This window comes from Geobacter metallireducens GS-15, assembly GCF_000012925.1.
Classification (GTDB): domain Bacteria; phylum Desulfobacterota; class Desulfuromonadia; order Geobacterales; family Geobacteraceae; genus Geobacter; species Geobacter metallireducens.
Genome location: NC_007517.1, coordinates 3,103,300 through 3,116,371, shown reverse-complemented (window position 1 = coordinate 3,116,371; position 13,072 = coordinate 3,103,300). Strand labels below are relative to the sequence as shown.

Below are 13,072 nucleotides of genomic sequence, written 5' to 3'. Positions count from 1 at the left end.
AGAAAGAGACTGACCATGGATCAAATATACGTTGTCGTGGACGACCTCATGCAGAGGAACTACATCTATACGCTGTCAGAACCGGTGGGCATGAATTTCCATCCGGAATTCAAGCCCGAACTGACGCCAAGGGAGATGCTTGAGCTGGGCGTTTTCGGCGGGAAGTACATGACAGACTGTATCGACGAGTTTCCTGAAGAGTGGTTTACCAATGCCAAGCTCTGTCACGAACGCCACGTTCCTGAATTGAACCATTTCGGCGTCAACGCCTCCAAGCCGTTGTCCTACTGGCGGGCCAGGGGGTGGATCTATCACGAAGACCCCCGGGGGTGGTTCCAGTGGTATTGCCGCTACTTCATGGGGCGGAGATGTGCGGATGATGCCCGGCAGATCGGCCGGTGGAAAGCCATGAGAAGGCATAGTGCGCAGTTGAGGTTGAATTGTGTTCCGGGAGACCTGGATTGCCGGAGAAAACAGCGCCAGGCATTGTTGCACTGGGCTTACGACAGCCGCAAGATCTGAACAGTCATAGAGAGGAAACGATACGGCTGATCTCAGCCTGGAAGGCCAACGAGCCGCAACGGAGACGCTATGAAAGTCAGTTCTGACAAAATGTACGACAAATACAAAGACCTTGATTTTACAGACGCAGAACCGGTCAGTGAAACGCCTGTCCTGGCGAAATTTCAGGCCGAGACCGGCGGCAAATCCCGCATAACGATGCGTGTTGACAACGACGTCCTGGCAACATTCAAAGCTCGGGCTGAAATAATCGGCGGTAACTATCAAACGCTGATGAACGACGCTTTGAGACAGTTTGCTCAAGGATTGAGGCTGACGGATGTGGTACGTGAAGCTATCCACGAAACATGGGAGACATGCCTGACAACGCGCTCGACCGGTCGCGGAAAAAAGACTTCGCGCCGATTAGCTCTGTCCTGTCGAACAGCGAAACAGCGACATACGGTTGACTATCGTCCGACGTTGGCCCTCTGGATAGTGGAGATAGATATCTTGTCGGCTGGTATGCGGTGATGTGTATCGGTATTAATGATACCGGGAAGGTGAAATGTATGGGAAGCAGCAGACAAATGGGGCTCAGGCTTGATGAAACCGACAGCATGAACCTGAAGCGGATTGCTCAACGGGAAGGACGCAACGAGCAGGACGTGCTCCGGGACTCGTTGCGTATGTACGTGCGGCACGCCGATGAGCAGAAGGAGTTCTTCGATTTGGTTGAGCGGGGCTGGTACGAACTTCGTTCCGGGTTGGGCACGGTCGTTTCGGAAAATGATGAATTCTTCGATACTTTAAGAAGAGAGCTGCGGAATGGCAAAACGTCCGCTTAAGCGTTCGCTGGAAAAAGCTCCTCTGCGCAAACAACTTTGCCGGTGTCGATGCGCCCTATCTGCTTGCCGGCCAACAGGTGGTGCTGAAAGAGTTGTATGTCGATTCCGGCCCGGTGAAATACTGCATCATCTACGAAGTGACTGAAGAGTACATCGGACTTGTTTCGCTATGGCACGGTGTGGGCTCACGAAAAACAGACATGCTTGTTCGGCTGTGGGGGATGAGCAGGTAGAAATGTTCCATTCGGGAGGATGAGCGGTTCACGCGCGTGCGCGCGTGAACCGCTCAATCACGAGTTGAACTGGAGAATGAACAGAAATGTTAGAGATTGTCATCTTAGGAATTATCATCTGGGCGGTTTGGTATTATATGAAAGAGACTCGCTTGGAACGTCAAAAACAAAAATTTGAAAAATTCAGCCAAGAGTGCGCATCACGTGAAGAAGATAGACGTGACGGTAAGGTAACAGAGATACAACGGGCTAACATGAATGAACTAGCCTCATATGTTAAGCCTTTATTGTACAAATTCCAGAGGGATATTCCTCCGCGCTTTTTTGATGACTTGGAGAACTTAGTACAGTCATACGTAGATGAAGTGAAAGCGCAAAAATTGTATTCCCTTTACAATGTGTTACTAAATTCGAATGTTAAGAACGTATATGAGAATCTAAATAAATTTAGGAGGTAAGTCATGTCAGCAGGTCAAGATCTCGGAAGTTTCGTAGCGGGTTTACTTGAAACAATCAAGAGTGAATCGCTGGAATGGCAAAAAAAACACAATGACGACTTGAACAAGCTCAAGAGAGACAAAGATTTAGCTGATGTGAAATTGCGTCATGAAATAGAGGAATTACAGACAAGGTTTGAAGAGCATAAAGTACGGGTACAAATAGAAGAGCAACACAAAACAAAACAGTTCAGCGAGTTCTTGCAAAGTATTGATGAAACAAAATCTAAAATATTAGAACAATTCCCATCCATGTCAAAACCAATAGCACTTATGATTCACCATCATGCAACAGAGTTGTTAAAGCAGGCTTGGCACAGCCCTGATACTCGTGACAAACTTATAAGTCAGAACAAGTTTACACAACTTATGCTAACAATCACTGAAGAGCTTATAGAGGGAAATAGACAGAAATCTTTGCCGGAGAGAACTTTGAAACTCATTTCTATGGATTAGTAGCAGAACAGGATGAGGTGCAGAATACTATTCAACCAAGCGCAACAGCGGTGAACCCGCTGTGCTCTCAGCCGTTATAGTAACGGAGGTTTCCCATGCATGAAATGACCTACCGCGATGCCCTGAACAAGGCCCTGAAAGAAGAGATGCGGCGCGACCCGTCCGTGGTTGCCTGGGGGGAGGACGTGGCCCTGTACGAGGGCTCCTTCAAGGTGACCCGGGGGCTTCTGGCCGAGTTCGGCGAGGAGCGGGTGAAGGATACCCCCATCTCCGAGAACACCATCATCGGCGTCTCCATCGGGGCGGCCATGGGTGGCTTGAGGCCCGTGGCGGAACTGATGACGGTGAACTTCGCCCTCCTGGCCATGGACCAGATCGTGAACCACATGGCCAAGATCAGCTCCATGTTCGGGGGGCAGACCCATCTCCCCATGGTGGTCCGCGCCCCGGGGGGCGGTGGGAGCCAGCTGGGGGCCCAGCACTCCCAGAGCCTGGAAACCTACTTCATGCACTGCCCCGGCATCCATGTGGCGGTGCCGGCGACGCCTGCCGACGCCCGGGGGCTCCTGAAGGCCTCCATCCGCGACAACAACCCGGTGATGTTCCTGGAGCACGAGCTCCTCTACAACAGCAAGGGGGAGGTGCCCGACGACCCGGAGTTCCTGGTCCCCCTGGGGAAGGCCGAGGTGAAGCGGGAGGGGAAGGATGTGACCATCGTCGCCTATTCGCGCATGACCATCCTGGCGCTGCAGGCGGCGGCGGAACTGGAGAAGGAGGGGAGCTCCTGCGAGGTGGTGGACCTGCGGACCCTGGCGCCCCTGGACACGGAGACCTTTGTTGCCTCGGTGCAGAAGACCGGCCGGGCCGTGGTGGTGGAGGAGTGCTGGCGCGCCGCCGGCCTCGGGGGGCACCTGGCCTCCATCATCGCCGAGGAGTGCTTCGACCGGCTCCTGGCGCCGGTGCGGCGGGTGTCGGGGCTCGACGTCCCCATGCCTTACTCGCGCAAGATCGAGAAGCTCTGCATCCCGCAGGTGGAGACCATCGCCGCAGCGGTTCGGGACGTAATGAGTCAGAAATACTGACAAGGAGGCACGGATGCCAACCGATATCACCATGCCCAAACTCTCGGATACCATGACCGAAGGCCGGCTCGTTTCCTGGAAGAAGAGCGTGGGCGAGCGAGTGGAGCGGGGCGAGATCATCGCCGAGGTGGAGACCGACAAGGCCACCATGGAGCTGGAGGCGTTCGCCTCGGGAACCCTCGCCGAGCAGCGGGTGAAACCGGGGGAGCTGGTGGCCGTGGGGACGGTGATCGGCGTCATCGGCGCGGGCGGGGAGATTCCCCCAGTCGCTCCGGAGAAGCCGACGCCATCGCCGGAGGAGCCCAAGCCATCGCCGGAGGAGTCGAAGCCGTCGCCGCAGAAAGCCGAACCGCAGCCGACGCCGGAAGCAACCCCTGCCGCTCCGGCGGGTGACGTGCCGGAGCGGGTCATGGAGCTTCCCGAGGAGAAGGCGTCCGCACCGGCCCCGCCGGAAGCGGAACGCGGCGAGGGTGAGCGGGCTGCCCCCGTGGTTAGGCGGATGGCGCGGGAGCGGGGGATCGACCTAAGCCTCGTGACCGGCAGCGGCCCCGAGGGGAGGATTCTCCAGGAGGATCTGGAGCGGTACCTGACGGAGAAGCCAGCACCGGAGAGTGCTGTCGCCACCGGCGAGGGTGCAGAGGGCGAACCCCTGTCGCGGATGCGGGGCGCCATTGCCCGCGTCACCAGCCAGGCGTGGCAGACCATCCCCCACTTCTACGAGACGGTGGAGATCGCCATGGAGGAGGGGGTTGAGATCGTCCGGGAGCTGAAGGGGAGCGGGAACGAGGTCACCTTTAACGATCTCGTGGTCAAGGCGGCGGCCATGGCCCTGGCAAAGTATCCGAGGCTGAACGCATCCTTCGCCGGCGACCGGATCGTCACCCACTGCGAGGTGAACATCGGGATCGCCGTGGCGGTGGACGACGGCCTCCTGGTGCCGGTGGTGAAGGGGTGCCAGGGGCTCGCTCTGAAGGAGATTGCCCTGGAGACGGTGCGCCTCGCGGACCGGGCCCGCAGCGGCAGGATCAGCCAGGAGGAGATATCCGGCGGTACGTTCAGCATCTCGAACCTGGGGATGTTCGGCATCGATGAGTTCGCAGCGGTGATCTTCCCGCCCCAGGCCGCAATCCTGGCCGTGGGGAACGTGGCTGACCGCCCGGTGGTCCGGGACGGCCGGGTGGTGGCGGCGAAGACCATGCGGGTGACCCTCTCCTGTGACCACCGGATCGTTGACGGCGCCTACGCGGCCCGGTTCCTCGGGGAGTTCCGGCGCATCGTTGAAAAACCTGTCCTGATGTTGTTGCAATAATTGCAACTTTATGGCATTTAGTTTGCATCGCTTAGTGTAGTCCACGATGAACGGGGTGAACATGGCGGCGCCGATGCCTGATATGACCGGAGAGGGGACGACGCTTCAGAAGCTTGTCGCTGAAGTGTTGCGGCGTATCAACGATGCCGACCGGGACGGGGCAAGCCGTCTCGTGGACCAGTGGGCGGCCGTTCACGGCTATGGGGACGCCATTGCGGAGATCCTTGAGCCGGTTCTTCGGACGGTGGGCGACCGGTGGGAGCGGGAGGCTATCTCCCTGGCCCAGGGCTTTGTGGCCGGGAAGGTGGCCGAGGATATCCTGAACAAGGCCCTGGCCGCCGCCCCGAAGGGGGTGTTCGGCGAGGTCAAGGGGCCGGTGGTGATCGGCAACATCGAGGACGATTACCATTCCCTTGGCCGCGGCATGGTCGGCACCTTCCTCCGGGCAGCCGGATGGGCCGTGATCGACATGGGAAACGACGTGAGCCCCGCCGAATTCGTCGACCGGGCCGTGGAAACGGGCGCGCGGGTTATCGGGGTTTCGGCCATGATGTTCGTCACTGCCCGGGGAATCCGCGGGGTGCGCGACGAGCTCGACCGACGGGGACTCTCCGGCAGGATCATGCTTGCGGTGGGGGGGGCCGTTTTCAAGGTCCGTCCCGAGCTGGTGGCGGAGGTGGGGGGAGACGGCACGGCCGGCAGCGCCATGGATGCGCCTGTTCTCTTCAAATCCCTCTGGGAACGCTCGCTGGACGCCGGGGGGGAGCAATGACCGCCGCCGAGAGGGTCATGGCCGTCTTCACCGGAGAAAAGCCTGACCGGCCACCTTTTGCCCTGACCCTGAGCCTCTACGGCGCCCGGTTGATCAACGCCCCCCTGGCCAGCTACTATGCCGATCCGGCCCTCTACGCCCAAGGGCAGGTGCGGGTTGCCGAGCTCGTTTCCCCCGACATCATCTTCGCACCCTTCGCCCTGGCCCTGGAGGCCGAGGCATACGGCGCCGAACTTCGCTACCATCCCGACGGTCCCCCCATGGTCCGCAGGCATCCTTTCCGCGCGCCCCGCGACGCCGCATCCCTGTCCCCTCCCGCCATTGATACCTGTCCCGGCCTTGCCTACCTTTGCGAGAGCGTCCGGCGGCTGGCGGACCATTTTTGCGGGAGCGTTCCCCTGGCCGGGGTCCTCACCGCGCCGGTGGATCTGCCGGCCATGCTCATGGGGCTCGACGGATGGCTTGAAACACTCCTCTTCGAGCCGGCGCTGGCGGAAACGGTGCTGGCAGCCGCCACGGAGCACTTTGCCGCCATGGCCGGGGCACTGGCCGCGGCAGGTGCCGCCTGCATCGCCATTCCCCTCATGCTGGCAAATCCGACGCTCGTTACTCCCGAGGTCATTTCCCGTTCCATCGTCCCGCCGCTGGCGCAGGCCTTCGCCCGAACCCCCATCCCCATCATCCTCCATCACGGGGGCAACCCGGCCATGCCGTTCTTGCCGCTTGTGAAGGATCTTCCCAATGTGGCGGGGTTCGTCATCGGCCCCGGCGACAGCTTCGCCGCGGCCCGCTCCATCGTGGGAGAGGAGAAGCTGATCCTCGGCAACCTGAACGGGCCGGTCCTGAACCGGCTTACCCCGGAACAGGCAGGGGCGAGGGCCGCCGCGATCCTTGCCGACCGCCGGGATGACCCCCACTTTGTCCTGGCGTCGTCATCCGCGGACGTTCCCCTCGATACGCCGCTGGAAACGTTGCTTGCCGTGCGGGCCGCGGTCGAGGGGCACGGAGGCGGGCGGTGAGGGGCGAAACCATGCCGGCCGATGTGCTGGTCGTCAGCTGCGGCATCTTCCGTGATGAGCTGGCGGCCCTCGGGCGGGCGGGGAAATTCCCCTGGCCCGTGAGGTTTCTGGATTCCATGCTCCACATGGAGCCGGAGCGTCTGGAGCAGGCCCTGACGGCCCTTGTTCAATCCCTCGCCGGACAGCGCATCGTGCTGCTCTTCGGCGACTGCCAAGCCCGGATGGACCTGCTTGCGTCCCGCGAGGGGGCCTGCCGGGTGAAGGGGCACAACTGCTGCGAGCTGGTGCTGGGGAGGGAGGAATACCGGCGGTTGCGGAGAGAAGGGGCCTTTTTCCTGCTTCCCGAATGGACCGCGCGCTGGCGGGAGGTATTCCGGGAGCGGCTTGGTTTCGTTACCCCTGAAAGCGCGCGGCTCTTCATGCAGGAGATGCATCGCCGCATCTTCTATCTCGATACGGGAGTGGTGCCGGTGCCTGCGGAAACCCTTGCGGAGATAGGGTGTTACGTCGGATTGCCGGTGGAGGTTAAGGCGGTTGCGCCTGATCGCCTGGCCGATGCCGTCAGGAAGGCGCTGGAGGGTTTCAATGAGTGACGACTCCTATCGCAAGTCGTTGAATTTCCTCTTTGTGGAGTTGCTGGAGAATGTCCTGCGGCTGGCGGAGAACCCGGGGGAGTGCGGCAGCTACATCACGGCGCAGATCCGCGAGCTGATCGGGGTGCGGATTGTGGCGCTGATGCAGTGCGTCCCGTCTTCCGAGCGGCCGGCGTATGAACTGGTGAGTGTCTGCCCCGGCCGGGCGCAAGGGGGGGAGCGCCCGGAATCCTTGCGGCGTCTTGCCGCACGAAGCCATGCCGTTCATGGGCCCGTTGTCTGGTCGTCCGGGGAGAGCCCGCCGGAGGCGAAGGAGCTTCTCGCCCCGGCGGAAGAATCCGACAGCCTGGTCTTCCCCCTCGATGCCGGCGGTGAAAGGGTCGGCGTCCTCATGCTGCTGGGGGTCATGGAGAGCACCGGCCTCGACACCATCTACGCCTCCCTGGCACGGCTTTCGGGCGTTCTGTCCCTCGTGCTCCGCAACAGTCTCCTCTACAAGGACCTGGAGCGGAAAGTGGCGGAGCGGACCGAGAAGCTGCTGTGGCAGGCGCGGGTGGATGCCGCCCTGGCCGAACTCTATCCCCCCCTCATCTCCACCTACGCCACGTTCAGGGACATAGCGCTCATCGTCCTGGAAAAGGCCAAGGAGTTGACCGGGAGCGACCACGGTTACGTGGGAATCGTCGAGTCGGAAACCGGCGTCATGCAGTTGAACCTCACCACCGACATGATGGAGGGAATCGACTGTTTTGCCTCCCCGGGGAGGAACCTGGCATTTGTACCCGATGCCGCCGGGCACTATGGGGGACTGTGGGGGCACTCCCTCAACACGCGTAAGCCGTTCTACACCAACAACCCCTCCCGCCATGGGGCCGCCAAGGGGGTGCCGCAGGGGCATATTGCCGTTCTCCGGTTCCTGTCGGTGCCGGTGGTTTTCGGCCACGCCCTCGTCGCCCAGATTTCCCTCGCCAATCCTCCGCGCGATTACACGGACCCGGACCTCGACGCCATCTGCCGGATGTCGGAGTTTTTGGCCCTTGCCATCCAGCGGTTGCGGAGCGAGGAGGAGATCCGCCGGCTCAACACCGAACTGGAGCGGCGGGTCCATGAGCGGACGGCCCAACTGGAGGCCAGCAACCGGGAGCTGGAGAGCTTCTGCTATTCGGTGTCCCATGACCTGCGGGCTCCGTTGCGTCATATCGAGGGATACAGCGCCCTGCTCGTGGAAGATTACTGCCGGGAGATCAACGACGAGGCCCACGGTTACCTGGAGCGGATCAGAGCGGCCACCGCCAAGATGGAGCAGCTGATAGACGCGCTGCTGAACCTGTCGCGGCTGTCACGGGAGCCCCTGAGGCGCGTTTCCCTCGACCTGTCGCGGATGGTACGCAAGGTGGCCGAGGATCTCGCTCTGTCCGAACCTGCCCGCAGCGTGGCCTTCAGGATCACCGAAGGGGTCCGGGTGCATGCCGATCCCGTGCTGATGGGGGTGGTCATGACCAACCTCCTCCACAATTCCTGGAAGTACACCGCCAACAAGGAGGATGCGCGGATCGAGTTCGGCACCGCCGAGGCAAACGGCGAGACGGTGTATTTCATCCGCGATAACGGCGCCGGGTTCGACATGCGGTACGTGGGGAAGCTCTTCGGCGCCTTCCAGCGGCTCCACTCCGCCGAAGAGTTCGAGGGGATCGGCATCGGGCTGACAACGGTGCAACGGGTCATCCATCGCCACGGCGGTACCATCCGGGCCGAGGGAAGGCCCGGGGAAGGCGCCTGCTTCTCATTCACCCTTGGCAGCGAAACACCCCCTGTCCCGCCGAACGTCGCCGACCCGGCATGATGATTCGTGACCTGGGGAAGTTGGAGTTCGAGGCGGCGCTGGCCATTCAGGAACAACTGGCGGCCGGGGTGGCTGCCGGAACGTCGCCGGAGACGCTTCTCCTCCTGGAGCATCCGCCGGTCTACACTATTGGTCGGGGCGGTTGCCGGGAGAATGTGCTCGACCCCGGAATCCGGGTGGTGGAAGCCAACCGTGGCGGCGACGTGACGTTCCACGGGCCGGGGCAACTGGTCGGCTACCCCGTCATCGACCTGGGGCGCCGTGGCCGCGACCTTCACCGCTACCTCCGTATCCTCGAAGAACTACTCATCAATGTGGCGGCCGAATTCGGCGTCGCCGCCCGCCGCGAACCAGGCCGCACCGGCATCTGGACCGACGGGGGGAAGCTGGCTTCCATCGGCGTCGGCGTTCGCCGCTGGGTGACGATGCACGGTTTCGCCCTCAACGTCACCAACGAATTGGCCCCCTTCCGCTCCATCAACCCCTGCGGCATTGTTGCCTGCCCCATCACCTCTCTCTCCGCCATCCTCGGTCGCCCCGTCCCCCTGGGTGACGTCCGCCGTTCGGTGGCCGGGCGGTTTCCGTTCCTCCTCGACGAGCGGCTTCCTTTCCTTGAGACGGCTGAACCGGCCCCCTGACCTTACAAATCCTGAAGGCGTGGTATACTTGTTCAATTCAAATGCAATGAATAAGGAGGCCCGTCATGCCACTCCCCAGCCAGAGAAAACTTCTTCCCGAGCAGCTCCGCTGGACCTGCGATCCCGGTCAGTTCGATTTCACCACCACCGACGACCTCCCCGAGCTGGAAGGAACCCTGGGACAGGCCCGGGCGCTCGCTTCCATCGACTTCGGTCTCGACATTCGGGAGAGCGGCTTCAACCTCTTCCTGACCGGCGAGGCCGGCACCGGCCGCACCTCTACCATCAAGAACATCCTGAAGAAGAAGGCCAAGACCGAGCCGATCCCTTCCGACTGGGTCTATGTCAACAACTTCAAGAGCCCTGACCTCCCCATTGCCCTGGCGCTGCCGGCAGGGAAGGGGACCGAGCTTTCCCTGGACATGGATGAGCTGATCACCACGGTTCGCTCCATCATCCCCAAGGCCCTGGACAGCAAGGAGTACGAGAACAACAAGGCCACCATCGTCGAGGCATACCAGGAGAAGAACAACGAGCTGTTCGGGCAGCTGGAGGCCGAGGCCCAGGAGAAAGGGTTTGCCCTGCAGCGCACCGTCTCGGGGCTCGTCATGGTTCCCCAGAAGGAGGAGCGCAACTACACCCAGGAGGAGTACGAGGCCCTTAGCGACCAGGAGAAGGGGAAGCTGGAGGAGGGGGGGCAGGAACTGACCGAGAAGCTCAACGACGTGCTTCGCCAGGTGCGCGACAACGAGAAGCAGACCAAGGAGAGCCTCGCCCAGCTGGACCGGGACCTGGGCAATGCCTCGGTGGGGCACCACATCGATCCGCTCCGGGAGAAGTACGGTGAGTCCCCCAAGGTTCTGGAGTATCTGAACACCGTTCAGGAGGACATCATCGCCAACCTGGAGGACTTCAAGCCCCAGCAGCAGGTCCAGTCCCCTATTCCGGGGCTCAAGCTCCCCCGCCAGGAGCCCTCCTTCGAGCGCTACCAGGTGAACGTCTTCGTCGATAACCATGACGCCGAAGGGGCGCCGGTGGTCTTCGAACCAAACCCCACTTACAGCAACCTCTTCGGTCGCACCGAGCACATCATGCAGATGGGGGGAACGGCTACCACCAACTTCACCATGATCAAGCCGGGGGCGCTCCACAGGGCCAATAGCGGCTACCTCATCGTCGACGCCCGCGAGGTCCTCGTCAACCCCTACTCATGGGATGCGTTGAAACGCTGCATCCGTAGTGCCGAGATCAAGTTCGAAGACCCCCTGGAGCAGTACCGCTTCATCACCATCGTCTCCATGAAGCCTGAGGCAATACCCCTCCAGGCCAAGATCATCATGATCGGCTCGCCGTGGATCTACTACCTCCTCTACCACCTGGAGCCCGACTACCGGAAGTTCTTCAAGGTGAAGGTGGATTTCGACAGCCGCATCGCCCGCACCCCGGAGGTGCTGAAGGACTATGCCCTCTTCGTTTCCACCCACTGCAAGAACGAGAAGCTCCTCCCCTTCGACCGCAGCGGCGTGGCCGGGCTCATCGAGTACTCGGCCCGGCTGGTGGAGGACCAGGAGAAGCTCTCCTCCCAGTTCATGGAGATCGCCGACCTCATCCGCGAGGCCAGCTACTGGGCCGGCAAGGACGGCGGCGGCCCCGTCACCCACGCCCACGTGGCCAACGCCATCGAACAGAAGGTCTACCGGAGCAACCGGATCGAGGAGCGGATGCAGGAGCTCTTCGACGACGGGACCATCCTCGTTGACGTGGACGGCGCCATGCCGGGGCAGATCAACGGCCTGTCGGTCATCTCCCTGGGAGACCACACCTTTGGCCGTCCGTCCCGGGTCACGGCCCGGGTGTATCTCGGACGGGCCGGCATGGTCAACATCGAGCGGGAGGTGAAGCTCTCGGGACCCATCCACGACAAGGGGGTCCTGATCCTCACCGGCTACCTGGGGGGGAAGTTCGCCCACGACAAGCCTCTCTCGTTCTCCGCCTCCATCTGCTTCGAGCAGAACTACGAGGGAGTCGAGGGGGACAGCGCCTCCTCCACCGAGCTCTACTGCCTGTTGTCCGCCTTCTCCGGGGTACCGATCAGGCAGGGGATCGCCGTCACCGGCAGCGTCAACCAGCACGGCATGATCCAGCCCATCGGCGGCGTCAACTTCAAGATCGAGGGGTTCTACGCCGTCTGCAAGGCCAAGGGACTCACGGGCGAGCAGGGGGTCATCATCCCCAAATCCAACGAGCGGCATCTGATGCTGAACGACGAGGTGGTCCAGGCGGTGCGCGACGGCAAGTTTCACATCTGGAGCGTGGAGACCATTGACCAGGGGATCGAGCTCCTCACCGGCGTTGCGGCCGGCGAGCGGCAGGAGGACGGCACCTATCCGGAAGAGAGCATCAACCACCTGGTGGACAAGCGGCTGCGGGAGATGATTGAAAGCATGAAGATGTTCGGCGCTTCCGACAAGGATGAGAAGAAGCAGGAAGGAGAAAAATGAGGAACCGATGAGTAAAATTTTCCCACCAAGGGGGAATATTGTTAGAGATTTCCGCTGAAAATGCGGTAATATTTTGATACGCACGGCAGAAGCTGAAGCCTGACTATTATGGAATTGAAAGGGGGAAGTATGAAGCGAGGTATCATCAGAGGAATTGCAGCATGTGCGGGGATGTTCTCTCTTGTGGCGCTTATGCCGCTTTCAAGCGCATTCGCGGCGCCCAAGGCCGCGGGCGTGGCAGCAACGGCCGTCTCTGGACCCGTTGACCTGAACTCCGCCACTCAGACGGAGCTGGAGAAGCTGCCGGGAGTTGGCGCCGCAACGGCCAAGAAGATCATGGCCGGCCGTCCTTACACCTCGACGTCCGAGCTTTCAACGAAGGCAAAGCTGCCGGCCAAGACGGTGGAGAAGATCGCTCCTCTCGTGACCGTGGGGGGCGGCGCAAAAGCGGCTGCAAAAGCGGCTGCAAAACCGGCGATGCCGGCTGCGCCCAAGCCCACCATGACCGTGCCAGCCGCCAAGACCCCGGCGATGCCCAAGGCCGCTGCTCCCGCCAAAGTAGCTGTCCCTCCCGCCGGCAGGGGGATGGTCTGGGTGAACCCCGATTCCAAGGTCTATCACAAGGAAGGGAGCCGCTGGTACGGCAAGACCAAGAAGGGTAGCTACATGACCGAGTCCGAGGCCATCAAGGCGGGCTACCGGGCGCCCAAGCAGGGTGGCAAGGAACAATAACCCGATCGAGGCTTTGGATTTCTCCATCACGGACAGAGGAGGATTATC

The 13,072-nt window shown here is 61.3% G+C and carries 14 protein-coding genes; all 14 read left to right on the top strand.

Going from position 1 to position 13,072, the window contains the following annotated elements:
- Positions 1-15 precede the first annotated feature (15 nt).
- The 14 genes from GMET_RS13825 (at position 16) to GMET_RS13760 (ending at position 13,024) form a co-directional block, all read left to right on the top strand.
- Entirely contained in the window at positions 16-522 is a 507-nt protein-coding gene (locus GMET_RS13825) for a hypothetical protein (RefSeq protein WP_004511703.1), read from the top strand.
- A gap of 69 nt (positions 523-591) precedes the next feature.
- Entirely contained in the window at positions 592-1,035 is a 444-nt protein-coding gene (locus GMET_RS18455) for a BrnA antitoxin family protein (protein ID WP_011366097.1), read from the top strand.
- A 38-nt stretch (positions 1,036-1,073) separates the two neighbouring features.
- Entirely contained in the window at positions 1,074-1,349 is a 276-nt protein-coding gene (locus GMET_RS13815) for a hypothetical protein (RefSeq protein WP_011366096.1), read from the top strand.
- A gap of 319 nt (positions 1,350-1,668) precedes the next feature.
- The gene (locus GMET_RS13810; protein WP_011366095.1) at positions 1,669-2,040 is read left to right on the top strand and encodes a hypothetical protein; all 372 of its coding nucleotides are present in this window, start codon (positions 1,669-1,671) and stop codon (positions 2,038-2,040) included.
- A gap of 3 nt (positions 2,041-2,043) precedes the next feature.
- The gene (locus GMET_RS13805) at positions 2,044-2,535 is read left to right on the top strand and encodes a hypothetical protein (protein WP_004511705.1); all 492 of its coding nucleotides are present in this window, start codon (positions 2,044-2,046) and stop codon (positions 2,533-2,535) included.
- 95 nt (positions 2,536-2,630) lie between these two features.
- Positions 2,631-3,617 (top strand): alpha-ketoacid dehydrogenase subunit beta, encoded by a 987-nt coding sequence (locus GMET_RS13800; RefSeq protein WP_004511706.1) that lies wholly within the window; start codon positions 2,631-2,633, stop codon positions 3,615-3,617.
- Between the two features lie 13 nt (positions 3,618-3,630).
- A complete protein-coding gene (locus GMET_RS13795; RefSeq protein ID WP_004511707.1) occupies positions 3,631-4,926 on the top strand; it encodes a dihydrolipoamide acetyltransferase family protein in 1,296 nt (431 codons plus the stop codon).
- An 82-nt stretch (positions 4,927-5,008) separates the two neighbouring features.
- Positions 5,009-5,698, top strand: a complete 690-nt coding sequence (locus tag GMET_RS13790; protein ID WP_049756817.1) for a cobalamin B12-binding domain-containing protein — start codon at positions 5,009-5,011, stop codon at positions 5,696-5,698.
- On the top strand, positions 5,695-6,717 hold the full coding sequence (locus GMET_RS13785; protein ID WP_004511709.1) for a uroporphyrinogen decarboxylase family protein: 1,023 nt from the start codon (positions 5,695-5,697) through the stop codon (positions 6,715-6,717). The genes GMET_RS13790 and GMET_RS13785 overlap by 4 nt, the downstream gene beginning before the upstream one ends.
- A complete protein-coding gene (locus GMET_RS13780; RefSeq protein WP_238378935.1) occupies positions 6,714-7,310 on the top strand; it encodes a DUF1638 domain-containing protein in 597 nt (198 codons plus the stop codon). The genes GMET_RS13785 and GMET_RS13780 overlap by 4 nt, the downstream gene beginning before the upstream one ends.
- Positions 7,303-9,153 (top strand): GAF domain-containing protein, encoded by a 1,851-nt coding sequence (locus tag GMET_RS13775; RefSeq protein WP_004511711.1) that lies wholly within the window; start codon positions 7,303-7,305, stop codon positions 9,151-9,153. The genes GMET_RS13780 and GMET_RS13775 overlap by 8 nt, the downstream gene beginning before the upstream one ends.
- Positions 9,150-9,791, top strand: a complete 642-nt coding sequence (gene lipB / locus GMET_RS13770) for a lipoyl(octanoyl) transferase LipB (protein ID WP_004511712.1) — start codon at positions 9,150-9,152, stop codon at positions 9,789-9,791. The genes GMET_RS13775 and lipB overlap by 4 nt, the downstream gene beginning before the upstream one ends.
- A gap of 65 nt (positions 9,792-9,856) precedes the next feature.
- Positions 9,857-12,292 (top strand): Lon protease family protein, encoded by a 2,436-nt coding sequence (locus tag GMET_RS13765; RefSeq protein WP_004511713.1) that lies wholly within the window; start codon positions 9,857-9,859, stop codon positions 12,290-12,292.
- 129 nt (positions 12,293-12,421) lie between these two features.
- On the top strand, positions 12,422-13,024 hold the full coding sequence (locus GMET_RS13760) for a ComEA family DNA-binding protein (protein ID WP_004511714.1): 603 nt from the start codon (positions 12,422-12,424) through the stop codon (positions 13,022-13,024).
- Positions 13,025-13,072 lie beyond the last annotated feature (48 nt).

Bases quoted from the DNA above. Each gene is read 5' to 3' on its own strand.
- GMET_RS13765 (WP_004511713.1), top strand. From the start codon at position 9,857: ATGCCACTCCCCAGCCAGAGAAAACTTCTTCCCGAGCAGCTCCGCTGG.
- GMET_RS13805 (WP_004511705.1), top strand. From the start codon at position 2,044: ATGTCAGCAGGTCAAGATCTCGGAAGTTTCGTAGCGGGTTTACTTGAA.
- GMET_RS13790 (WP_049756817.1), top strand. From the start codon at position 5,009: ATGACCGGAGAGGGGACGACGCTTCAGAAGCTTGTCGCTGAAGTGTTG.
- GMET_RS18455 (WP_011366097.1), top strand. From the start codon at position 592: ATGAAAGTCAGTTCTGACAAAATGTACGACAAATACAAAGACCTTGAT.
- GMET_RS13815 (WP_011366096.1), top strand. From the start codon at position 1,074: ATGGGAAGCAGCAGACAAATGGGGCTCAGGCTTGATGAAACCGACAGC.
- GMET_RS13785 (WP_004511709.1), top strand. From the start codon at position 5,695: ATGACCGCCGCCGAGAGGGTCATGGCCGTCTTCACCGGAGAAAAGCCT.
- GMET_RS13810 (WP_011366095.1), top strand. From the start codon at position 1,669: ATGTTAGAGATTGTCATCTTAGGAATTATCATCTGGGCGGTTTGGTAT.
- GMET_RS13800 (WP_004511706.1), top strand. From the start codon at position 2,631: ATGCATGAAATGACCTACCGCGATGCCCTGAACAAGGCCCTGAAAGAA.
- GMET_RS13795 (WP_004511707.1), top strand. From the start codon at position 3,631: ATGCCAACCGATATCACCATGCCCAAACTCTCGGATACCATGACCGAA.
- lipB (WP_004511712.1), top strand. From the start codon at position 9,150: ATGATGATTCGTGACCTGGGGAAGTTGGAGTTCGAGGCGGCGCTGGCC.
- GMET_RS13775 (WP_004511711.1), top strand. From the start codon at position 7,303: ATGAGTGACGACTCCTATCGCAAGTCGTTGAATTTCCTCTTTGTGGAG.
- GMET_RS13825 (WP_004511703.1), top strand. From the start codon at position 16: ATGGATCAAATATACGTTGTCGTGGACGACCTCATGCAGAGGAACTAC.
- GMET_RS13760 (WP_004511714.1), top strand. From the start codon at position 12,422: ATGAAGCGAGGTATCATCAGAGGAATTGCAGCATGTGCGGGGATGTTC.